Annotated in this window: 18 protein-coding genes; 8 read left to right on the top strand and 10 right to left on the bottom strand. The window is 72.1% G+C overall.

The window, feature by feature from the left end; translation table 11 throughout:
• Positions 1–3: 3 nt before the first annotated feature.
• Positions 4–207, top strand: coding sequence for a cbb3-type cytochrome oxidase assembly protein CcoS (gene ccoS / locus MNY60_RS08685; protein WP_242353806.1), 204 nt, complete (start codon positions 4–6; stop codon positions 205–207).
• Positions 208–228: 21 nt separating this feature from the next.
• Here the strand turns inward: ccoS and MNY60_RS08680 are convergent, their stop codons facing one another.
• From MNY60_RS08680 to MNY60_RS08670, 3 genes are all read right to left on the bottom strand, one after another.
• Positions 229–1,263, bottom strand: coding sequence for an endonuclease/exonuclease/phosphatase family protein (locus MNY60_RS08680; protein ID WP_242353804.1), 1,035 nt, complete (start codon positions 1,261–1,263; stop codon positions 229–231).
• Between the two features lie 6 nt (positions 1,264–1,269).
• Positions 1,270–1,995: a GNAT family N-acetyltransferase gene (locus MNY60_RS08675; protein ID WP_242353778.1), complete on the bottom strand. Its 726-nt coding sequence runs from the start codon at positions 1,993–1,995 to the stop codon at positions 1,270–1,272.
• Between the two features lie 128 nt (positions 1,996–2,123).
• Complete coding sequence (locus tag MNY60_RS08670) at positions 2,124–2,375, bottom strand: acyl carrier protein (protein WP_242353776.1); 252 nt, start codon at positions 2,373–2,375, stop codon at positions 2,124–2,126.
• Positions 2,376–3,078: 703 nt separating this feature from the next.
• Between MNY60_RS08670 and MNY60_RS08665 the strand changes: the two genes are divergently transcribed.
• A complete protein-coding gene (locus MNY60_RS08665; protein WP_242353774.1) occupies positions 3,079–5,370 on the top strand; it encodes a choice-of-anchor D domain-containing protein in 2,292 nt (763 codons plus the stop codon).
• Positions 5,371–5,441: 71 nt separating this feature from the next.
• Here MNY60_RS08665 and MNY60_RS08660 read toward each other — a convergent pair whose 3' ends face one another.
• The 4 genes from MNY60_RS08660 to MNY60_RS08645 are packed head-to-tail and all read right to left on the bottom strand — an operon-like array spanning position 5,442 to position 10,520.
• Positions 5,442–6,716, bottom strand: a complete 1,275-nt coding sequence (locus MNY60_RS08660; protein WP_242335969.1) for a glycosyltransferase family 4 protein — start codon at positions 6,714–6,716, stop codon at positions 5,442–5,444.
• Positions 6,713–7,894 (bottom strand): non-hydrolyzing UDP-N-acetylglucosamine 2-epimerase, encoded by a 1,182-nt coding sequence (gene wecB / locus MNY60_RS08655; protein WP_242335966.1) that lies wholly within the window; start codon positions 7,892–7,894, stop codon positions 6,713–6,715. The genes MNY60_RS08660 and wecB overlap by 4 nt, the downstream gene beginning before the upstream one ends.
• Before the next feature lie 26 nt (positions 7,895–7,920).
• Positions 7,921–9,162 carry an O-antigen ligase gene (locus MNY60_RS08650; RefSeq protein WP_242353772.1) on the bottom strand — a complete coding sequence of 414 codons (1,242 nt, stop codon included), beginning with the start codon at positions 9,160–9,162 and terminating at the stop codon, positions 7,921–7,923.
• A complete protein-coding gene (locus MNY60_RS08645) occupies positions 9,159–10,520 on the bottom strand; it encodes a lipopolysaccharide biosynthesis protein (protein WP_242353761.1) in 1,362 nt (453 codons plus the stop codon). Before MNY60_RS08645 ends, MNY60_RS08650 begins: the two co-directional genes overlap by 4 nt.
• Before the next feature lie 434 nt (positions 10,521–10,954).
• Here MNY60_RS08645 and MNY60_RS08640 point away from each other — a divergent pair, with 434 nt between their 5' ends.
• From MNY60_RS08640 to MNY60_RS08630, 3 genes are all read left to right on the top strand, one after another.
• The gene (locus MNY60_RS08640; protein WP_308197121.1) at positions 10,955–11,680 is read left to right on the top strand and encodes a sugar transferase; all 726 of its coding nucleotides are present in this window, start codon (positions 10,955–10,957) and stop codon (positions 11,678–11,680) included.
• Positions 11,677–12,741 carry a GNAT family N-acetyltransferase gene (locus tag MNY60_RS24225; protein ID WP_242335957.1) on the top strand — a complete coding sequence of 355 codons (1,065 nt, stop codon included), beginning with the start codon at positions 11,677–11,679 and terminating at the stop codon, positions 12,739–12,741. The genes MNY60_RS08640 and MNY60_RS24225 overlap by 4 nt, the downstream gene beginning before the upstream one ends.
• Positions 12,742–12,817: 76 nt before the next feature.
• Positions 12,818–13,459 (top strand): hypothetical protein, encoded by a 642-nt coding sequence (locus MNY60_RS08630; protein WP_242335954.1) that lies wholly within the window; start codon positions 12,818–12,820, stop codon positions 13,457–13,459.
• Between the two features lie 95 nt (positions 13,460–13,554).
• Here MNY60_RS08630 and MNY60_RS08625 read toward each other — a convergent pair whose 3' ends face one another.
• The 3 genes from MNY60_RS08625 to nadE are packed head-to-tail and all read right to left on the bottom strand — an operon-like array spanning position 13,555 to position 16,851.
• Complete coding sequence (locus tag MNY60_RS08625; protein WP_242335952.1) at positions 13,555–13,842, bottom strand: acyl carrier protein; 288 nt, start codon at positions 13,840–13,842, stop codon at positions 13,555–13,557.
• 1 nt (position 13,843) lies between these two features.
• Positions 13,844–15,874 carry an asparagine synthase (glutamine-hydrolyzing) gene (gene asnB / locus MNY60_RS08620; protein WP_242360429.1) on the bottom strand — a complete coding sequence of 677 codons (2,031 nt, stop codon included), beginning with the start codon at positions 15,872–15,874 and terminating at the stop codon, positions 13,844–13,846.
• Between the two features lie 2 nt (positions 15,875–15,876).
• Complete coding sequence (gene nadE / locus MNY60_RS08615) at positions 15,877–16,851, bottom strand: NAD(+) synthase (RefSeq protein ID WP_242360428.1); 975 nt, start codon at positions 16,849–16,851, stop codon at positions 15,877–15,879.
• Between the two features lie 214 nt (positions 16,852–17,065).
• Here nadE and MNY60_RS08610 point away from each other — a divergent pair, with 214 nt between their 5' ends.
• From MNY60_RS08610 to MNY60_RS08600, 3 genes are read left to right on the top strand one after another with little or no spacing between them, the layout of a single operon-like run.
• Positions 17,066–18,625, top strand: a complete 1,560-nt coding sequence (locus tag MNY60_RS08610; protein ID WP_242360427.1) for a class I adenylate-forming enzyme family protein — start codon at positions 17,066–17,068, stop codon at positions 18,623–18,625.
• Positions 18,626–18,658: 33 nt separating this feature from the next.
• Positions 18,659–19,822, top strand: coding sequence for a DegT/DnrJ/EryC1/StrS aminotransferase family protein (locus MNY60_RS08605; RefSeq protein ID WP_242360426.1), 1,164 nt, complete (start codon positions 18,659–18,661; stop codon positions 19,820–19,822).
• 53 nt (positions 19,823–19,875) lie between these two features.
• Complete coding sequence (locus MNY60_RS08600; RefSeq protein ID WP_242360425.1) at positions 19,876–21,195, top strand: nucleotide sugar dehydrogenase; 1,320 nt, start codon at positions 19,876–19,878, stop codon at positions 21,193–21,195.
• The last annotated feature ends 335 nt before the right edge of the window (positions 21,196–21,530 follow it).

Raw genomic sequence — 21,530 nt, 5'->3', positions numbered from 1 at the left:
TCCATGTCGATCGGCTTCCTCGTGGTCCTCTCGCTGGCGCTCGGGGTCGCCGCGTGGCTGTTCTTCATATGGACGGTGAGGAGCGGGCAGTACGACGATCCCGAGGGGCCGAAGTACCGGATGCTCGACGACGACGAGGGAGAGAGGCCGCCGCCGCACGAGCGCGGGGAGGCGCCGCGGCCGCCCCCCGGAGGCGGCGGCGGGTAGGGTCGCGCGGGCGAAACGCCCTCACGGGCGGCGTCGGGCGGCCGCGCCGAGCGCGCGGCCCGTCACGCCCTGCGGCTCGGCGGCGCGCGGCGCGAGCTCCGCGAGGACCGGCCGGTGGTCGGATCCGCCGCTGTCGTCGAGCGTCTCGGCCCGGATCGCGACGAGCGCCTCCGAGAAGAAGATGTGGTCGATGCGCACGAGCGGCACGGCGGGGACCGCGCCGAACGGGAGCCAGACGTGCGCCGGATACGTGAAGCCGAACCCGAACCCGCGATCGTCGTGGGCGCTGTGGAGCGCGCGCGTCACCATGCCGTAGAGCTGGGAGCGGTCGGGCGCGTTGAAGTCTCCTCCCAGGATCACGGGCCCCGTCTCCCGGAGCACGTCCTCCTGCAGGAGCGCCTCGATCTGCGAGTAACGGTCATGCCATCCGCCGCGGCGCAGCGGGTGGACGTTGTAGATGGCGATGGGACCCGCAGGGGATCGCAGCACCGCTCGTTGCGCCTTGCCCTTCGTCCTCATGCTGCCCGACGCCTCCACGGGGTACCGGCTCACGATCCCTTGCAGGAGCTGCGGGTCGTACGCGACGTGGACCTCCGCGCCGCCGCTCGCCTCCCGGAGCGCCTCGACGACCCCCGCGAAGATCTTCGGCCGGATCTCCTGAACGAGGAGGAGATCCGGGCGCTGTCGATCGATGGCGCGCGCGATCCGCTGCACGTCCAGGTTCCTCGACCAGGTGTTGTAGCTCATCACCCGGAGGGAGAAGCCGGAGGAAGCCGGAGGGGCGGGCTTCGATCGGAACAGCGGCGCATGGGCGGCGGTGATGATGGCGATCGAGGCGGCCGCCACGGCCGCGAGGGCCCGGTGGTGCGTGAGCCACGCGGCGGCGGCGCCGGGTACGAGGACGGCGAGCAGCCACGGCATCACGTAGCCGGTGTAGCGGGTGACGAGGAACGCGTCGCCGAACGCGGGGCGCAGGGCGAGCCCGGCGAGGATGGTCGAGCCGAGGAGCCACCCTGCCATGACGAGGACCGGACGCATCTCGGCGCGTGAGGCCATCATCCGTCAGGGCTGCGGGGTGTCCACGCCGGACGATGGCGAGCGCGCCGGGGGCGCAGGGGCCGCGTCGGGACCCGCCGGGCGCCCGGAGACGCGCGCGACCTTCGGGAACGCCGTCTCGAGCCAGAGGAACTTGTGGATCGTGACGCGCGGAAGCTCCCGGTAGCCGAGGAGGCGATGAACCCACAGCGCCGGCAGGTTGCCGGCGTCGTAGTAGCCGTACGCCCTGCGCACGCCCGCGGCGCGGAGGTGGTGGAGCGCGCGCGACATGAAGTAGGTGGCCATGCCGCCGCCGCGCTCGTCCGCGGCGAGGTGCATGTCGAACATGTAGACGTCGTCCTCGCCGAGGTCTATCCCGAACCACCGGAGGTGCGGGTGGATCCCGCGCGTCCGGGCCGTGCGCCGGCCCACGTACCAGTAGTCGGCGATCACCTTCCTGCCGCGCGTCATCACGAGGGTGCGGTAGCCGCGCTCGACGTAGCGCTTCACGCGCGCGCCGCGGCTTTCCTCCGGGTGGTCCAGCTCGAAGCGGTCCACGTTCTCCGGGCCGATCTCGAAGAGCTCGAGCCCGGGACCGGGCGGCGCAGCGACGGGCTTCAGGGCGGAGAGGTCCTTCTCGATCGGGACCGCCTCCTCGCTGCGATGGAGCGCGAACCGGCAGGCCGCGGCGAGGCCGTGGTCGCGCGCGTACTCGCGGAACTGGAGGTACCGGAACCGCCAGGCGCTGGTCATTTCCGTTCGTCTTCCGGCGGGACGCGCGCGAGGACCTCCGTGCGGTCGCGCTGTGAGGGGCCGAGCGAGGCGTGCCGTGCGACCGGGAGCGAGGGGGTCATGGTCGTTCCCGAGGAGCGGAGAGCGCCTCAGCGGTGGCGGGCCACGAAGGACGCGATCGCCTCCACCGAAGAGAAGTTCTCGGGGAGAATCTCGCTCTCCCGGACCCGGATCGCGAAGGTAGACTCCAGGAAGCCGATGAGGTGCATGATCCCCATCGAGTCGATGACACCTGCGGTGATGAGGTCGTCACGATCTCCGATCCGGAGGTGCTCGGAGGCCCTCATGAGCTCCCCCGTGATGAAGCCTCGGACCGCGTGACGCACCTCGCCTCCCGTCATCCGATTCTCCTCTTCATGCTCATTGCGTCGCCTCCGCGCCGGAGGCCGTGACTCCACCCTCGAGCCCGCCACGGGCGCGTGGAGTGGATGTTTGTTTCCGTCTCGCGTCCACGCCCGGCAAGCCCCCACTGCGGACGGTGCGCTTCGGGGCGCGGATGGCGCAGACGCGGACCCGCCGGGGCCCGGCGGGCGCGCGTCGTCGCTGCCAGGTCGCTGCGGCGTCCCCTCGCACCACCCCCGCATCGTCAAAGCTCGTCGGCGTCCTTCCGCCTGGCCGCCGCCCCGCACCGCGAGCGCCTTCTCGGCACGGGCTCCACGGATGAGGGAGCAGCGGGTCGTCAACTCACCGGTACCACGAGCGAATTCCTGAGTGCGCACGCACTCAGGGGTTCGTTTGTACCCGTACGATAAGTTTACGGCTATGACATTCAGATCAGGGCCTTTGCCAAAATCCTGAGCAATCTCCGCCATATTCGTACCTGCTACCCTTTCGCTCCTACACGGCTGCCGTGGTCTCTACGGCCCCAGGACCACGGAGCAAGCAGCCGTGGAAAGCCCTGCTGGGCCTGCAGCTGAGCCGCCAAGAGGGATGAAAGGGAACGCCCGAATGCACAAGTTCTTCGCCGGACACGCTGCCTTGCTGACACTCGCTGGACTGCTCGCTCTCGTCGCCTGCGGCGGCGGGGATACGTCGTCACAGCCAGTGACGGCGACCCCGTCGGAGGTGTCCTTCGGCGAGGTGGACGTGGCTGGCGACGCGGCGCAGACGGTCACGCTCACCAACACCTCCGCCGCTCCGCTCACGATCACCGACGTGACCCCCACCGGGAAGTGGGCCATCACCTCCGGTCGAGCGCTGCCGGTGACGCTCGCCCCGGGCGAGCAGACGAGCCTGTTCGTGGAGCTCGCCCCCGTGACGTCGGGTGACGTCGCCGGCGCGATCTCTGTGAGCAGCTCCGCCCAGACCGGCTCGACCACGCTCGTCCGGTTCAACGGAAGGGGCGTGAAGTACGCGAACCAGCTGGACGCGGCACCGGGTGCGCTCGTTTTCCCGGACGTGCCGGTCGGGGCGATCGCCCAGCAGGTCGTCACGGTGACCAACTCCTCGAGCCGCCCCGCCCAGGTCACGAGCATCTCGGTGCTCGGCCGGGACGTCACCGCCAGCGGGCTCACGCTGCCCGCCACCATCGCGGCGGGGGAGAGCGCCACCCTCACGGTCGCGTTCGCCCCGAGCATCGCGGGCGCGGTGGCTGGCAGCGTGTCCATCAACGGCACCCAGCCGCGTCCGCTCGCCGTCGTGGAGTTCAGCGGGAACGGGCTGTCCCCGGCCGTGTCGCTCGGCACGACGCCGACCGCCCTGGACTTCCGGGACGTGACGATCGGGAGCTACAGCGCGCAGAGCGTCACGCTCACGAACCCCTCCAGCGCGCCGGTGACCGTGTCCGAGGTCGCGACGACCGGGACGGGGTTCACGGCTTCCAGCGGAAGCCTGCCCACCACCCTCGCGCCCGGCGCCGCTGCGACGGTGACGGTGAGGTTCACGCCCACCGCCAGCGGGCCGTCGAGCGGCAGGCTCGTCGTGAAGAGCGCGACCCAGGCGGATCCGCTCGCCGCCGTCGACTTCGCGGGCACCGGCGTCCCCGCCGCGAGCATCACGAGCGTGACGGTACGTGATACCGCCGTGGCCGCGGGGCAGACGGTTCAGCTCGTCGCCGACGTGGTCGTGGTCGGGACCATCGATCGCTCGGTCCGGTGGGCCGTGGAGAGCGGCTCCCTCGGCACGGTGGACGCCCAGACCGGCGTCTACACCGCGCCCGCGACCGGCGGCACGTACCGGGTCTCGGCGACGAGCGTCGCCGACCCGACCCGGAAGGCCACCGGCTCCGTGACGGTGTCCGCGCCGGTGGTCGCCCCGACGCCCGCGCCGTCCGGCCCGACGACCCCCGCGGACCCGAGCCTGCGGACCGTGGCGCAGTGGGAGAGCCTGTTCCTGCAGAGCTGGGACAGCGAGAACGTGAACACGTACCTCCCGCTGAGCACCTCGGGGAACAGCTGGAAGTACTACAACCTCGCGTACGGCATCGACGGCCTGACCGCGATGTTCGAGGCGACGGGGAACACGAAGTACCTCGATCGCGCGCTCCTCTACATCCACAACGTCATCGCCAGCGCCGTCCCCTCCTCGTCCCTGCCGAACAGCCAGTTCAAGGACGGCTACCTGGGCTGGGGGGCGTGGGATCACCCGTACGACACGAGCCTGGTCGGCGGCGAGTACCCGCTCACGGAGAGCTACTGCTTCAGGTACGTGACGAAGCTGCTCCGGGTCATGCGCAACAACCCGGCGGTCTACGCGGATCCCGGCTACCGGAAGACCTACGACGACGTCCTCGCGTTCACGAAGAAGAACATCTTCGAGAAGTGGGCAACCCGCGGTTCGGAGAACCTGTACCGCAGCAGGACCCACATGGCGTCCCACTGGGCGTTCATCGCGGCGGATCTCTGGGTGCTCAGCTCGGATCCCGCCGAGCGCGCGACGTACCGGACCGTGGTGGACAACGTCAACCTCCACCTGCCCAACTACTCCTCGTCGCTGCGGCAGCAGATGAAGCCCGCCGCCGGAGACCCGGGCGCGTACTTCTGGAGCGACGTCTGGGGCTCCAGCGCCGCCCCCGGGCAGGACGTCAGCCACGGCAACAACGTCATCGCCTACATCGTGGAGGCGCACGACCTCGGCATCGAGTGGACCGACGCCGACGTTCACGCGCTGTCGAAGACGCTCCTCGACCACATCTGGATCTCCACCTCGACCGGCTACCAGTACGGGCAGTACGTGGATGGCAGCGGCGCGGGGAACGGCTGGTTCAACGACGGCTTCTGCAAGCTCGGCCGCTACGACGTCGCCGTCCAGAAGCGGCTCGAGTCGCATCCGGTCGGGCAGGGCATGCAGCTCTACGGGAACGCGGCGCTGAACGCGAAGATCCTCAACGGTCGGTAGCGGCTCGCGGGTCGTCCTCGATCCGCGATGAGGGCCTCCAGCGGCTCCGGTCGCTGGAGGCCCTCGCGCGTTCAGGTCTGGGCGGCGCTCTCGTGCGGCCGGCGGCCGGCTCGCGGCGTGCCGACCAGCTCCTTCATCGACTCGAGATACCGCGCCGCGAGCGCCTGGCGAGCGGCGTTCGCCTCGACCCAGGCTCGCCCGTTGCGCCCCATCTCCGCGCACGCCACGGGATCGTCGGCGAGCCGCCGGATCGCCTCGGCGATCGCCCGCCCGTCCTCCGGGGGAACGAAGACCCCGGCGCGCGCGTCCGTGCACACCATCGCGCGCGCCACGCCGTCGATGGCGAGGAGCGTCGGGCGAGCACAGGCCATGTAGTCGAAGACCTTGTTCGGGTAGACGGTGCGGAAGGTCGGGTTGTCCTGCAGCACCGCGGCGCCGACGTCGCAGGCGTTGACGAACTCGGGCATGCGCGCCTTCGGCTGCTCTCCGCAGAAGACGATGTTCGTCAGGCCCTTCTCGCGAGCCGCGCGCTCGTGCCTGGCGCGCTCGGTGCCGTCTCCGACGGTCGCGATGAGGATGTCGGGGCGGTCCCGCAGCCGCTCCGCCGCGTCGACGAGCTGGCCGAGGGCGTTGGCCCTGCCGTGGGCGCCGGCGTACATGACGACGAAGCGATCGCCCCAGCCCTGCTCGCGGCGCACCGCGTTCTCCCGGGGGCCCGGCCAGAACTGGTCGAGATCGGCGCCGTTCGGGACGCAGATGATCTTCTCGGCCGGGGCGAGGCCGCGGCGCAGGAGATCGTCGCGGAAGGCGGGGGTGAGCACGTTGATGCGGTCCGCCACCCGGCACGACCAGCGCTCGAGACGGTAGAGGAGGCGCGTCAAGACGGCCTTCTCGCGGAGCACGCCCGTCGTGACCGCGCTCTCGGGCCAGAGATCGCGGATCTCGAAGATGAGCCGCGCGCCGCGCGCCCTGGCTGCGAGCCAGCCCGGCACCGCCACCACGATCGGCGGCGAGGTGGCGATGACCACGTCGGGGCTTCCGGCGCGGAGCGCCGCCGTCGCGGCGGAGAACATGAAGGCGAAGAACCCCCACGCGCGCCCGAGATAGCCCTTGCCGTAGAGCTCCGGGACGTAGCAGCGCCAGACGTCGACCTTGCCGTCCCGCTCGCGGGTGTTCCAGCGCCCCTTGTACTGCTCGGGCACCTTGCCGGTGGAGTGCTGGATCGTCCCGGCCACGACCGTCACGTGGTGACCGGCCTCGGACCAGAGCCGCGAGAGCTCGTTGAAGCGCGACCCGCAGGCGCGCCCGGGCATGCCGTAGTACTGGTGGATGACGAGGATCCTCACGTTCCCCTCCCGTGCCTCACGCCGGCAGCCAGCCGGGGCGGCTCGCCCGGCCCGTCCGTCTCTCCGGCTCGTGTCCACGCGAGGCTCGCGATCACGCGGGCGATCCGTTCGCTCGCCTTCCCGTCCCAGAGGGCCGGGACGCGGCCCGGCCGGCTCCCTCCGTCGAGCGCGCGTGACGCCGCGGCGGCGATCGCCCCCGGGTCGGTGCCCACGAGCTCGTTCGTCCCCTCGGTGACGGTGATCGGGCGCTCGGTGTTCTCGCGGAGCGTGAGGCAGGGGATGCCCAGCGCCGTCGTCTCCTCCTGGAGACCGCCCGAGTCGGTGAGGACGAGCCTCGCCTGCGAGGTGAGCCCCAGGAAGTCGAGATAACCGAGCGGCTCGCAGAGGTGCAGTCCGCGCAGCGCCTCGACCCGCCCGCCGAGGCCGAACTCCTGGAGCCGGGCGCGCGTGCGCGGATGCACGGGGAACACGACGGGGAGCCGCCGCTGGACCTCCTCCAGGGCGTCGAAGATGCCCCGGAGCACCTCCGGATCGTCCACGTTCGAGGGCCGGTGGAGCGTCAGGACCGCGTAGTCGCCGGCCCGGACCCCCGCCCTCGAGAGCGCGCGCGTCTCGCGCGCCCTCGGCAGGTGCTCGAGCAACGAGTCGATCATCACGTTCCCGACGCGAAAGATCCGGGCCGGATCGACGCCCTCGTTCCGCAGGTTCTCGTCGCCGTCGGCCGAGGGCGTGAAGAGGACGTCGCAGAGGCGGTCGGTGACGATCCGGTTCACCTCCTCCGGCATCTCCAGGTCGAAGGACCGGAGCCCCGCCTCGACGTGCGCGCACGGGATGCGCAGCTTGGCGCAGTCGATCGCGCACGCCATCGTGGAGTTGACGTCGCCGGCGACCACGACGAGGTCGGGCCGCTCGTCCACGCACACGCGCTCGAACGCCACCATGACCCTCGCGGTCTGCTCCGCGTGCGAGCCCGAGCCCACTCCGAGGTGGAGGTCGGGCTCGGGGAGCCCCAGGTCGGAGAAGAACACGTCCGACATCGCCGCGTCGTAGTGCTGGCCGGTGTGGACGAGCCGCTGATCGGCGAACCCCGCGCCGGCGATCGCCCGCATCACGGGCGCGATCTTCATGAAGTTCGGCCGCGCCCCGACGACGTGCAGGATCTTTCTTCGTTCGCGCATGGTCCTCATCTCTACGCCGCGTCCGATCACGGACCGGCTCGGGAGGCGAGCTCCGCCCGGAGTGATGGCGGCCCGGCGGCGACCGGGGCCGCCGCCGGCGGCTGGACGCTGGACAGCAGGAGGAACGCGAACAGCGCCCGGCTGTCGAACAGGTCGCCGCTGAACTGCGCCGCGACGAGCATGAAGGCGAACCCCGCGAGCGCGGAGCCGTCCGGCCGGCGCTCCCCCCGGAGGGAGGCGACGGCGCCCGCCCCGAACGTCAGCGAGAGCAGCGCCACGCCGAGGATCCCGGCCTCGCAGAACGCCTCCAGGAACAGGTTGTGGGGGTACACCCCGAGCCGCCGCCCGGAGAACGCGGCGAGCCCGTCGCCGAACACCGGCTCCTTGAGCGCGAGCTGGTAGGCGGAGCGGTAGAGCCGGGTCCGTCCGGACGTGTACTGCTCCTGCAGCAGCAGCTGATTGACGCGGCGCTCGTAGGTCTCGAGCGCCGCCGCGCCGATGGGCGAGTAGGTGGCGGTGATCGCGAACACCACCGCGGCGAGCACGAAGCCGGGCACGAGGCGCCTCGCGTTCCGCAGCTCCGACACGAGGAACACGCCGACCCCGAGGACGAGCGCGATGAGCCCCCCGCGTGAGCCGCTCAGCATCACGAGCACGAGCGAGATCGCGGCGATCGGCATGAACAGCCAGGAGCGGCCGTGGCGCCTCCAGAAGAACAGCGCCGCCAGCGCGAGGTAGCCCATGAGCCGCGCGAAGGAGTTCGGCCCGCCGCCCATCACGGACAGGCGCTCCCCGACCGCGCCAGAGGTGACGAGACGCACCAGCGCGACCGTCGCCAGGAGCCCGGCCACCGCCAGCACGCCCGCCCACATCCAGCGCAGCACCCGCCCCGAGTCGTCGCTCCAGAGCGCCCGGGCGAGGCCGAAGGTGGCCGCCGCGACGAGCACGACCTCGTACAGCTTGACGGCGGCGAGCACGGGGTCCGGAGCCCACGCGGCCGTGGCCACCCAGTACGTGAAGAACACGAAGAGGGCCGGGACGGTCAGCCCTCCGCGGCCGCGCGCCCCCGCCGACGGCTGGGCCTTCGCCATGAGCGACACGCACACGAGCAGCAGCACCACCCAGAAGCGAACCTCGGTGTAGAACGGGTGCTCCGTGGCGGCGTCGCCGAGGCGGGAGAGCGTCCAGCGACCGACGAGCAGGTACACCGCGGTGAGCACGCCGCACGCGGCGGCAGCGAGCCTCGAGGTGCCAGGCGTGCCCGTCATGCCGCCGACCGGAGGTCCCGCAGCGCGACGCGGGTCGCCCAGGCGTTCCCCGCCACCTGGACGGCCGCCCCGCAGCACATCGCGACCGCCGCGCCCATGTTGCCGTGGCGCGGCACCAGCACGGCGCAGGCGAGCGCCGACACGATCGCGCTGGCGGCCAGGATGAGCGGCTGGATCCGGAGCGCGCGCAGCGCGGTCATGGCGTACTGGAGCAGCACGGCCGCGTAGCCCATGACGGCGGCGAGGATGAGGACGAGCAGCACGTACGCCTGCGTGGCGTACTCCGGGCGGTAGAGCGCCGCGAGCAGGGGCCGGCCCAGGAGCGCGACGACCGCGAGCGCGACGGCGCCGACGCCCGAGACGAGCCCGATCATCCGCAGGAGGAGGCGACGGAAGCGCCGCCCCTCGCCGCTCGCGTGGTACGACGCCAGCCGGGGGCTCGCGGACTCGCCGAGGGCCGTCATGAAGCGCGCCCCGATGATCATGAGGTACCCGGCCGCCGCGAAGAAGCCGAGCTCTCGCGCCCCGAGCAGCCGCTCGACGAAGAGGCGCGGGATGTTCGTCAGGAGCGACGACAGGAGCGCGGCGAACCCGAGCGGCAGCGCCATCCGGGAGAGCGTGCGCAACGCCGGCCACCGCCAGCGGGCGCGCAGCGGGCCGCCGTGCACGGCCCTCGCGAGCCGGTTGGCCTGGGGGATGTCGTAGAGCACCAGCACGGCGATCCAGGCGGCGGCCACGCCGACCACGGCCCACGTCAGGGACCGTCCGAAGCGGAGGCCGGCCGCGAGCCCGGCGAGCGACGACAGCCCCTTCACCATGTGGGAGCGGGAGATGAGGCTCATCCGCTCGTGGCGCTGCATGAACCCGAAGTACACGTCGCTCAGGGACTCCGCGCTCTTGGCCGCGGCGACGGTCACGATCGCGATCCCGGTGGCGCCGGGGTACACGACCACCGCCAGCGTCACGAGCAGCGCGACCGCAAGGGACAGCGAGAGCAGGCGGAGGGCGAGGTAGTCGCCGAAGCCGTAGGCCTCGCGCGCGTCGGTCGCCTGTACGCCGCGCAGGTTCAGGTTCGCGGCCATGATCACGGGGGCGGTCACCGCGAAGGCCAGCGCGAACTGGCCGACCATCTCGGGCGTCCCGAGCTTCGCGATCACGATCAGCATCGCCCACTGGCAGCCGCCGTAGACGCCGTTGCCGGCGAGGGTCCACAGCACGTTTCGCCGGAGGCTCATGCGGGCCCGGGGCACCGCCACGGCGGGCGCGGCCTGCTCCGGGGGGAGGGCGACGACGTGCGGTGCCGGCCGCCCGGACTCCGGCGCGTCCAGGCGCTCGACCGAGCGAGTGCCCGAGGTCATGCGCGTGTCCCCGGGGCTCGGGTCACGCTCGGTGCATGGGGAGCGCGTCCGCCGGGGGGCGTGCTGCCCGGCGTGCCGGAGACGAGCCGGGCGTGGATGGAGACGGGCGGCATGGGTCCTCGCGGCTGGCCCGAACTCGACGAGACCGCACCGCCGACGATCTGGGCGCGGCAGGCGAACGGCAATGAGCGCGAATGGGGCGGCGAGGAGGCGAGCTCGAGCGGGGCGACCGCTTCGGGCGGATCGCGCGCGGAAGCCCGGCCGCCGCGGAGCGCCGCTGGGCCGCGGTCCGCGGTCCGGTCCCATGATGGCTCGTGTAAGGGGAGGGATCCGGCAATACCGTCAAGTGCCGCGCAAGGGAACGCCGGGTGGAACAGGGCTCGCGCCCTCGCCTCCAGCGGCCGGTTCACCACGGCAGGGAGCCCGTCCTGAACGTGAGCAGGGGCATCGCGCTGAAGGTGAAGCGGGCGCTCGACGTCTGCGGAGCCGGGGTGGGGCTCGTGCTCGCCTCGCCGGTCCTCGCGGTCGCCGGAGCCGCGATCCTCGTCACGCAGGGGCGCCCCATCCTGTTCCGTCAGGCTCGGCCGGGGCTCGGCGGCGCGCCCTTCACGATCTACAAGCTCCGGACGATGCGCCCTCCGCGCGCGGACGAGGTCTGGTACCAGACGGACGCGCAGCGGGTGACCCGCCTCGGACGCTTCCTGCGCGCCACCAGCCTGGACGAGCTCCCCGAGCTCTGGAACGTCCTCCGAGGCGAGATGAGCCTCGTGGGGCCCAGGCCCCTGCTCGTCGAGTACCTGGACCAGTACACGCCGGACGAGCGGCGCCGGCACGACGTGCGCCCGGGGGTCACGGGGTGGGCGGCCGTCAACGGCCGCCATGCGCTCAAGTTCAAGGAGCGGCTCGCGCTCGACGTCTGGTACGTCGACCACTGGAGCCTCCGGCTCGACCTCCGGATCCTCGCGCTGACGGTGTATCAGGTGCTGCGCCGCTCGGACGTCCACGAGACTCAGGACATCGCCGAGATCGGGTTCCCGCTCCCAGGAACGGTCCGCACGAGCGGCGCTCCCGCGGGCGGCGAGCCCGCCGCCGCGCGCTCGCAGCCCGGGATGCAGGCGGGCGGGCGCAGCGCCCCGGGCGCGGAAGGTGGCCGCGGGTGAGGTTCCGGGTCCTCGACGCAGCAGACGCGGGCGACGTCGCCGCCTGGCTCGCGATCTGGAGCGCCTGGCCGGCCAAGGAGGTCGTGACTCGCCCCGAATACGCGCAGCTGTTCGCGCGGCCCGGGGATCGCGCCGTGTGCGTGGTGGGGGAGGACGAGGGTGGCGCCATCCTGTTCCCGCTCATCCTCCGGCCGCTCGCCCTCGAGCCCTGGGCGCGCCGGGGGGAGCTGCGCCGGGACGCGATCACGCCCTATGGCTACGGGGGGCCCTTCGTGTGCGGCGGCGGAGTGCGGGATCAGGCCGCCTTCTGGGCCGCGTACGGGGAGTGGTGCCGCGACGAGCGGATCGTCACGACCTTCGCCCGCCTGTCGCTGTTCGCGGAGCAGCTCGCCCCCATGCCGGGTCGGGTCGAGGTGAGATCGCAGAACGTGGTCGTGCGCCTCGACGGCGGCAGCGAGGGCCTGTGGCGCAACTACGAGTCGAAGGTGCGCAAGTGGGTGCGGCTCGCGGAGGCCGCCGGCGTGACGGTCGAGGTCGACCGCGACGGCAGCGGGCTCGACGCGTTCTTCGAGGTGTACACGCACACCATGCAGCGGCGGCGCGCGGACGAGTTCTACTTCTTCCCTCGGTCGTTCTTCGAGTCGATCGTGACGCGGCTCGGCGGCCGCTTCGTCTTCTTCCACGCGCGCGCCGGGGGGAAGGTGGTCTCCTCGGACCTCGTGCTCTGCGCGGACGAGCACGTGTACTACTTCCTCGGCGGCACGCTCGAGGAGGCGTTCGCGCTCGGACCGAGCTACCTCGTCAAGCACCGGATCGCCGAGTGGTCGATGGGCGAGGGGAAGCGCCGGTACGTGCTCGGCGGCGGGCACGAGCCGGACGACGGGCTGTACCGGTACAAGCGGGCCTTCGACCGGCGCGGAGCGGTGCCTTTTCGCGTCGCCGCGCTCGTCCACGACGAGGTCGCCTGCCGCGAGCTCGCCGACGCTCGCGCGGCGCACGCCTCACGCGAGGGGAAGCCCTGGCGCCCGAGGACCGGCTTCTTCCCTGCGTACCGCGCCTGACGCGCACGGAGAGGCGAAGAGGGTTCGCGCCCACCGGCACGACTTCCGGGCGCTGGCGAGGTGGAAGGTGGTCGACATGCCAGCTTCGTCGTCGCTCGACAGAGTCCGCCTGGTCGTGTCCAGCCTGGGGTTCACCGTCCCGCTGGTGTACCTGCTGAAGCGCGTCGCCTATCAGGATCACTTCTATCATCTGAGAGCGCCGATGGGACGCCTTCGCTTCCCTCGGCTGCGCTCCGACATTCGCTGCGAGCTGGCGACCGAGGCGGACCTCGACGAGATCGTGAGAGGTCTCGGAGCGCTCGACCTGGCCTCCCGCAAGGAGGTCGTCGCCCGCGTCCTCTTCCATCGGGCCGGGTTCTCCAGCTGCTACATCGGGCGGAGCCCGCAGAACGAGCTCGTCTCGATGCAGTGGTTGCTCCGCCCGCAGGACAACGCGCTGCTGGAGCGGCAGCGCCGGCGCCTCTACTACCCGCTGCGGAGCGACGAGGCCATGGTCGAGAACATCTTCATCTTCCCCCGGTTCAGGGGGCTGTCGGTGTTCCCCACCGTGAACCACTTCGTGCTCGACCTCGCGAAGCGCGAGGGGTTCCGCGCCTGCAACGCCTACATCCGCAAGGACAACGTCCCGTCGCTCAACGCGTTCATGGGGCTGGGCTTCCAGATCCAGAAGCTGCTCACGGGCTACAACCTGGCGGGGCTCTCGTGGAGGAACCTGTGAGCGTGCCGGCTGTTCGAACGGTGGCTGCGCCCCCGCCCCTGCCCGCCGGGTCCCGTGCGCCGCCGCGAGCGGCTTCGCCGCTTCCGCGGCGTCCCTCACGCCGCTGAGACGTCCCCGCTCGTGAAGGACGTCGGGCCGTTCGCCTGCCGCTTCCGCGCGACGAAGGAGGCGATCCGCTCGATGGACTCGAGGTTGTCGGGCGTCGTCTCGTCGTCGCGGACGCGGATGCCGAACTCCTCCTCGACGAAGGCGATGATCTCGAGCACCCCGGTGGAGTCCACCAATCCGCTCGTGACCAGGAGGGCGTCGTCGGCGAGCTCCGCCGGATCGCTCACGTAGAAGTTCTCGAGGATGAACGCCCTGATGCGTTGCTGGACCGTCACCTCACACCCCCGCTGCCATGCCCGATCCGGGCCGGCCGCACGCTCCGGACAACCTGTCGACGAACGTCCGGAACTCCACCCCCGGCGCCCGCGAAGGCACCTGCCGGATGAGTTGCTCATGGAGCAGCGCCGTCGAAAGCACGCCGACGAGGGCCATGTTGTCGAAATTGGAGAGCTGCCCGCCGGCCGCCGACGCCTGGCACTTGCGCCACAGGCGCGCGACCGCGCCGCGATCGAAGACGCCGGCGTCCCCGACTGCCCGCTCGCTCGTCAGGTCCTCGATCCAGCCCGGAGCGCCGGGGCCCACGAAGGCCTGCGCGTCGGGAGCGCGATAGGGCTGCTTGGATCGCTCGACGACTCCGTCCGGGACGAGGCCTCGCGCGACCCGCTTCAGGACGTGCTTCTCGTCGAGGCCGCGCAGCTTGAACGCGTCGGGCAGCCCGTTCGCCAGCTCCACCACGTGGGCGTCGAGGAACGGGAACCGGCCCTCGATCGAGTGGGCCATGAGCATCCGGTCGCCCTGCGACGAGAGCAGGTAGCCGGAGAGGAGGGTCCGCGCCTCCAGATACTGATCCTGGGCCAGGGAAGACCAGCCGGGGAACCCGGCGGGAACCGAGGCGAGCAGCCGCTCCACGACGTCCACGCGCCGCAGCCGATCTCGCAGCTCGGCGCTGAAGAGCCGCTGCAGGGCCGCCGCGCTCTGCCAGCGCGGCTGGTGCGCGAAGCCGGGTGTGTCCCACTGGGCTCGCCCGCGCCCGAAGAACTCGCGGGCGAGGGTTCGCTGCGAGACCGGTGAACGGACCAGGTAGGGGTAGAGCCGCTCGAGCAGGCGCGGGCGCAGCGCCGACTCGGGCTGGCGACCCCAGAAGCGCCGGATCTTTCCCTCCCGGAAGAGGTCGTACCCGGCGAACATCTCATCGGCGCCCTCGCCGGTCAGGACCACCTTGATGCCCGCCTCTCGCACCTGCCGCGAGAGCAGGAAGAGCGGCGCCGGACCGGTGCGGAGCAGCGGACGCTCCGCGTGCGCGACCACCGCGGGGAACGCCGCGCGGATGTCCTCGCGGCTGACGACGAGCTCGTGGTGCTCGCTCTCGAGGCGCTCCGCGACGGCGCGCTGGTAGGGCGTCTCGTCGAACTCGAGATCCTCGAACCGCACCGAGAACGTGCAGAACCTCCCGCCGCTCACGCGGCGTCCCAGCGCGGCGACGAGCGAGCTGTCGAGGCCGCCCGAGAGGTAGCTCCCCACCGGCACGTCGGCGCGCAGCATGCGCAGGCGCACGGCGTCCTCGAGGGCCGCACGGACGCGCTCCGCGGCCTCGCCGGGCGAGCTCGCCGGCGCGGCTCCCACGGCGTAGCGGGGCGTCCAGAACGCCCGGTCCACCGTGCCCCGCCTCGAGATCCTCCGCACGTGACCCGGCTCGAGCTCCGTGACCCCCTGGAACACGGACTGGGGAGGCACCACGGTCCAGAAGGTGAACGTCTCGGCGAGGCCCACGGGGTCGAACGCGCGCGTGAGCGCGGGAGCGCCGGCGAAGATCGCCTTCACCTCGCTCGCGAACCACAGCCGGCCGCCGTGCTCGCACAGGTACAGCGGGCGGACCCCGAGCCGGTCGCGGGCGAGGATCAGCGTCTCCTCCGCCGAGTCCCAGAGCGCGATGGCGAACTGTCCGTTGAAGCGCTCGAAGGCCTGCTCGGCCCACGACTCGTACGCGTGGACGATGACCTCCGTGTCGCTCCGGGTCCGGAAGCGGTGCCCCAGCGCCTCGAGCTCCGCGCGCAGCTCGACGTAGTTGAAGATCTCTCCGTTGAACGTCACCCACAGCGATCCGTCCTCGTTGCAGAGCGGCTGCTGCCCCGTGAGGAGATCGATGACCGAGAGCCGCGCGTGGCCCAGGCCCGCGTGCGCGTCCCGATACAGGCCGAACTCGTCCGGCCCGCGATGGCGCAGGGCGGAGACCATGGCCGTGAGCTCGTCGAGCGACTGCGGAGGCAGGCCTTCGCGCAGCGCCACGAAGCCGGCGATCCCGCACATCCCTACGGCCCCCGGCGGTCGTCCGCGAGCAGCGGAGCCTGGTGCAGGTACCGGCTCGCCCGGCGCTTCGCCTCGATGTCGCGATAGACCCGCTCCACCTGCTCGGCGGTGAGCCCGGTGACGGCGCCGACCTCCGCGGGCGCCGTGCCGCGGTCGTGCGCCCAGAGGCACAGATCCATGTCGGCGTAAGGCAACGCGAAGTAGAACTCCTCCTGGGTCTGGGCGAGGGAGAAGGTGTCCGTGGTGGGCGGTCGGCTGCGGACCTCCGCCGGCACCCCGAGGTGCTCGGCGAGCGCGTAGACCTGGGTCTTGTACAGGTGCGCGATGGGCTTCAGGTCGGCGGCGCCGTCCCCCTGCTTCACGAAGAAGCCCTGGTCGTACTCCAGGCGGTTCGGGGTGCCCGCCACCGCGAAGTTCAGGCGATCCGCGTGGTAGTACTCCACCATCGCGCGCACCCGCTGCTTGAAGTTCGTGGCGGCCACGAGCTGCAGGTAGGCGGCGGGCGGCATCCGCGAGCTCCGCTGCATCCCGCGCGGGTCCGCGACCGTCAGCGTCGTGACGTTGAGGCGATCGCCCTCGAGCAGGGAAGGCAGCGTGAGCTTGCACTGCCATCCGGGCCCGTACTCGGGGTAGACGGCCCGGATCGCCTCGAGCTGCCGCTCGTAGCAGCCGAGCGCCTCCAGGGCGGGGCCGACGTCCTCGACGACGTGGCGGATCCCCAGGCGGTCCGCCACCATCGCGCCGAGCCTGAGGGCGTCGCCCGAGGAGTCGCGCTCCGGCATCAGCAGCCCGACCACGCGATCCGGGCCGAGGGCGCGCGTGCACAGCGTCGCCACCACGGAGCTGTCGACCCCGCCCGACAGGCCCACGACGGCGCCACGACGGCGCAGCGACCCGAGGACCTGCTCCCGCAGGGTCGTCTGGATCTGCTCGGCGACACCGGCAGGGTCGATCCGCAGCACGTCTCGCGAGAACATCGTGCGGTCGAGAATAATCACGACGGGTTCGGCGACATGTCCCGGGCATCGGGGGAATGCGATCGCAATCCTGGGGCGCGCGGCGCGATGTCCCCGAGCGCCTCGGGCGAGCACGGGACTCCTCGCGAGGCGTGCACGCGAGCCGTTCCGGTGCACACGTTGGGACGCGTACGTACGCGGCGCGCGACGCGCTCGCGTCCGCGACGGAGGCCCGGTGGAATCCTCGCTCCTGCACGAGTGGCTCTTCTCGCACGCCGAGCGCCAGCCCGACGCGCCGGCGATCGCCACCCCCGCGGTGCGCCTCACCTACGGCGACCTCGCTGTCCGGGTGCGCGCCCTCGCGGGTCACCTCGCGGCGAACGGGGTCGGGCCGCACGATCGGGTCGTCCTCGCGCTGCCCAACACCCCCGCCACGGTCGTCGCGGGGCTCGCGGTGAACATGCTCGGCGGGACGTGCGTCGAGGTGAACCGGGAGTTCGGCGCCGAGGTGCTCTCGGGCGTGGTGGCGCAGAGCCGTGCCCGGCACGCGGTCGTCTGGGGCCGCGACGCGCGCCTCTGGGGGCAGGTGCTCGCGCAGGGACGGCTCGAGCACCTCTGGGTGCTGCAGGGCGACGCGACGCCGGCCGTTCCGGACGCGCTGCGCGGCGCGCCGGTGTCCCTCGTCCTCGAGGACGGCAGCGTCGAGCCCGCGCCGCCGCCGCCGCGGGCCGAGCCGCGCGCCGACTGGCCCGCGCTCATCCTCTACACCTCGGGCAGCACGGGGAGGCCACGCGGGGTCGTGCAGACGTTCCGGAACGTCGACGCGAACACCCGCTCGATCGTGCAGTACCTCCGGCTGTGCGCCGACGATCGCGCGCTGCTCGTCCTGCCGCTCTACTACTGCTACGGCCGCAGCGTGCTGCAGACGCACCTGTTCGCGGGCGGCTCGGTGTTCCTCGACAATCGCTTCGCCTTCCCGCGCGTGGTCCTGGAGTCCCTCGCGTCGGAGGGGTGCACGGGGTTCGCCGGCGTCCCGCTCACGTTCGAGATCGTCCGCAGGCAGGTGGACGTCTCGTCCATGGCGTTCCCGCGGCTGCGCTACCTCACGCAGGCCGGGGGCGCCATGGCGCCCGACACGATCGCCTGGGTGCGCGAGGCCTTTCGACCCGCGGAGCTGTTCGTCATGTACGGCCAGACGGAGGCGACGGCGCGGCTCGCCTACCTCCCGCCCGACCGCGCGGAGGAGAAGAAGGGCTCCATCGGCGTCCCCATCCCCGGCGTCGAGCTCCGCGTCGTGGACGACGCGGGCCGCGAGCTGCCGCCTGGAGCGGTGGGCCACCTCGTGGCGCGCGGCGACAACGTGACCCAGGGCTACCTCGACGAGCCCGCCGAGACCGCGGCCATCCTCCGCGACGGGTGGCTCTGGACGGGTGACCTCGCGCTGCGCGACGCCGACGGCTTCCTCTTCCACCAGGGGCGCTCGAAGGAGATCCTCAAGATCGGCGGTCACCGGGTGAGCCCCGTGGAGATCGAGCACGTCATCGCGACCCACCCCGCGGTCGCGGAGGCGGCCGTCATCGGCGTGAAGCAGGACCTGATGGGCGAGGTCGCCGCTGCGTTCGTCGTCGGTCGCCCCGGCAACACGCCCAGCGAGGCGGACCTGCGCCGGCACTGCCGCGAGCAGCTGCCGCCTTACAAGGTCCCCGCCACGTTCACGTGGGTGGAGGCGTTGCCTCGGAACGAGGCGGGCAAGCTCCTGCGGACGGAGCTCGCCGCGCGCCACGCCGCGGGCTGAGGGCGGGGTCGCGCGACGGGGGAGGGCGAGCGGATGACGCGGACGTACCTGTCGGTGCCGCACATGGGACGCAGCGAGGAGCGCTACGTGCGCGAGGCGTTCGCCTCGAACTGGCTCTCCACCGTCGGCCCGAACCTCGACGCCTTCGAGCGCGCGTTCGCGGAGCGCATCGGGCGGCCCGCGGTGGCGCTCGCGAGCGGCACCGCCGCCATGCACCTCGGCCTGCGGCTCCTCGGGGTCGCGCCCGGCGACGAGGTGCTCGTCTCGGACTTCACGTTCGTCGCGAGCGTGAACCCCATCCGCTACCTCGGCGCCACGCCCGTGTTCGTGGACAGCGATCCCGCGACCTGGATGATGAGCCCGGCGCTCCTCGCCGAGGCGCTCGAGGACCGCGCCCGTCGAGGGAGGCCGCCGCGGGCGGTCGTGGTGGTCCACCTCTACGGCCAGTGCGCCGACCTCGCGCCGATCCTGGAGGCGTGCCGCGCGCACGGCGTGCCGCTGCTCGAGGACGCCGCCGAGGCGCTCGGGGCGACGTACCACGGGGCGCCCGCGGGGTCGTTCGGCGACGTCGCCGCGTTCTCGTTCAACGGGAACAAGATCATCACCACGACGGGCGGCGGGATGCTCGTCGCCGCGCGACGGGACTGGGTCGACCGCGCGCGGTTCTGGTCCACGCAGGCGCGCGAGCCGGGCGCCGCGTACCACCACACGGAGGTGGGGCACAACTACCGGCTCTCGAACGTGCTGGCGGGGATCGGTCGAGGCCAGCTCGAGGTGCTCGACGAGCGGGTGGCCCAGCGCCGCGCCGTCGCGTTCCGCTACCGCGACGCCTTCGCGGATCTGCCCGGCATCTGGCTCATGCCGCAGGCGCCGTACGGCCTGCACACGAACTGGCTCTCCTGCTTCCTCGTCGCGCCGCGCGCGTTCGGCGCCTCCCGGGACGACCTGCTGCGTGCCCTCGAGGCGCGGGACATCGAGGCACGGCCGCTCTGGAAGCCGATGCACCTCCAGCCCCTCTACCGTACGTGCGAGCGGTACGGCGGCGAGGTCGCCGCTGCGCTGTTCGAGCACGGGCTGTGCCTGCCGAGCTCGAGCAGCCTCTCGCGCCAGGAGCAGGACCGGGTCGTCGAGGTCGTCCGCTCGGTCGCACGCCCCACCCTCGGTCAACACGAGACCCCCTGGGGCGCCTTCGCGTGAGGTGCGTCGTGCCCAGCTTCGCTCCGCCGCCGAGCGGCCTAGAGGAGGCTTCCATGCAACAGCTCCGGGAACGGATCCGATCGCGCACCGCGGTCGTGGGCGTGATCGGCCAGGGGTACGTCGGGCTGCCGCTCGCGCTCGTCTTCCGCGAGGCGGGCTTCCCGGTGATCGGGCTCGACGTCGACTCGGCCAAGGTCGAGGCGCTCTCCCGCGGCGGGTGCTACATCCGCCACATCGGCCCGGAGCGCGTCCGCGCGGCCGTGGCGAGCGGCGGGTTCACCCCCACGACCGACTTCGGCCGGCTCGCCGACTGCGACGCCATCCTCATCTGCGTGCCCACCCCGCTCGGCCGCCACCGCGAGCCGGACAACTCGTTCATCCACGCGACGGCCCGGCAGATCGCGCCCAGGCTCCGGCGTGGACAGCTCGTCGTGCTCGAGTCGACCACCTACCCGGGCACCACCGACGAGGAGGTGCGTCCGATCCTGGAGGAGAGCGGCCTCCGCACCCCGGAGGACTTCCTGCTCGCCTTCTCACCCGAGCGGGAGGACCCGGGCCGGAGCGACTTCACCACGAAGACCATCCCGAAGGTCGTCGGCGGCGTGAACCCCGCGTCCACGGAGATCGCGGCGGCGCTGTACTCGGGCGCGCTGGATCGGGTGGTCCCGGTGCGGGGCGCGCGCGTGGCGGAGTCCACGAAGCTCCTGGAGAACGTCTTCCGGTCGGTGAACATCGCGCTCGTGAACGAGCTGAAGGTCATCTTCGAGCACATGGGGATCGACGTGTGGGAGGTGATCCGGGCCGCGTCCACCAAGCCCTTCGGCTACATGCCCTTCCACCCGGGCCCGGGGCTGGGCGGCCACTGCATCCCCCTCGATCCGTTCTACCTCGCGTGGAAGGCGGCCGAGCACGGGGAGTGGGCGCGGTTCATCGAGCTCGCCGGGGAGATCAACTCGCGCATGCCGCGGTACGTGGTGGAGCGGATCGCGGAGGCCCTGAACGAGGACGGGAAGGCGCTCCGGGGCTCCGCCGTGCTGGTCCTCGGGCTCGCCTACAAGGCGAACATCGACGACGATCGCGAGTCCCCCTCGTACGAGATCCTGGAGCTGCTCCAGGAGCGCGGCGCGCGCGTGGCGTACTGCGATCCGCACTTCCCCACGGCGCGCAAGGTGCGGAAGCACGATCTCGGGCTCCGCTCGGTCCGGTGCGACGCGGCGACGTTCGCGAGCCACGACGCGGTCGTGGTCTCGACCGCGCACGACGTGTTCAAGGACCCCGCGCTCTACGAGGGGGTGCGCCTCGTCGTGGACACCCGGAACGCCGTCGCGCCGCTCTTCACGGGGCGTGAGGGCCCGCGCATCGTACGAGCGTGAGGACCGACGTCCACGCGCCGCCCGGATGGGCCCGGACGCCCTCGCCTCCGCGGGCGGGCCGCGTGCGCGCTCCCCGTTCGCGAACCTTCCCGGGGATCCGAGCAGGCGGGCATCCACCGAGCGTGCATGTGGTTCGTGGGACGCGCCCGCGTGGGCTTGCGTTCACTCACCGCGCGCGCCATCGCGCGGGAAACGAACGCTTCACCGCCGCCGTCGCGAGGGCACCGGACGAGGTCGGCCCCATTCAGATTGCGCCGGCCGGGCGAACTCTCATGCCCGAGGGCCAAAGGACTCGACGTGTGAGCACAACGCGCATACCTGCAAGCGTGCACCAT

Origin of the sequence: Anaeromyxobacter sp. SG17, from assembly GCF_022690695.1 — a bacterium.
Lineage (GTDB): Bacteria > Myxococcota > Myxococcia > Myxococcales > Anaeromyxobacteraceae > Anaeromyxobacter > Anaeromyxobacter soli.
The sequence above is the reverse complement of the archived record's forward strand: the minus strand, read 5'-3'. Positions and strand labels throughout refer to the sequence as shown.

Excerpts from the sequence above, each read along its gene's own strand:
- ccoS (WP_242353806.1), top strand. The coding sequence starts at position 4 with ATGTCGATCGGCTTCCTCGTGGTCCTCTCGCTGGCGCTCGGGGTCGCC.
- MNY60_RS08680 (WP_242353804.1), bottom strand. The coding sequence starts at position 1,263 with ATGGCCTCACGCGCCGAGATGCGTCCGGTCCTCGTCATGGCAGGGTGG.
- MNY60_RS08675 (WP_242353778.1), bottom strand. The coding sequence starts at position 1,995 with ATGACCAGCGCCTGGCGGTTCCGGTACCTCCAGTTCCGCGAGTACGCG.
- MNY60_RS08670 (WP_242353776.1), bottom strand. The coding sequence starts at position 2,375 with ATGACGGGAGGCGAGGTGCGTCACGCGGTCCGAGGCTTCATCACGGGG.
- wecB (WP_242335966.1), bottom strand. The coding sequence starts at position 7,894 with ATGCGCGAACGAAGAAAGATCCTGCACGTCGTCGGGGCGCGGCCGAAC.
- MNY60_RS08650 (WP_242353772.1), bottom strand. The coding sequence starts at position 9,162 with ATGACGGGCACGCCTGGCACCTCGAGGCTCGCTGCCGCCGCGTGCGGC.
- MNY60_RS08645 (WP_242353761.1), bottom strand. The coding sequence starts at position 10,520 with ATGACCTCGGGCACTCGCTCGGTCGAGCGCCTGGACGCGCCGGAGTCC.
- MNY60_RS08630 (WP_242335954.1), top strand. The coding sequence starts at position 12,818 with ATGCCAGCTTCGTCGTCGCTCGACAGAGTCCGCCTGGTCGTGTCCAGC.
- asnB (WP_242360429.1), bottom strand. The coding sequence starts at position 15,874 with ATGTGCGGGATCGCCGGCTTCGTGGCGCTGCGCGAAGGCCTGCCTCCG.
- nadE (WP_242360428.1), bottom strand. The coding sequence starts at position 16,851 with ATGTTCTCGCGAGACGTGCTGCGGATCGACCCTGCCGGTGTCGCCGAG.
- MNY60_RS08605 (WP_242360426.1), top strand. The coding sequence starts at position 18,659 with ATGACGCGGACGTACCTGTCGGTGCCGCACATGGGACGCAGCGAGGAG.
- MNY60_RS08600 (WP_242360425.1), top strand. The coding sequence starts at position 19,876 with ATGCAACAGCTCCGGGAACGGATCCGATCGCGCACCGCGGTCGTGGGC.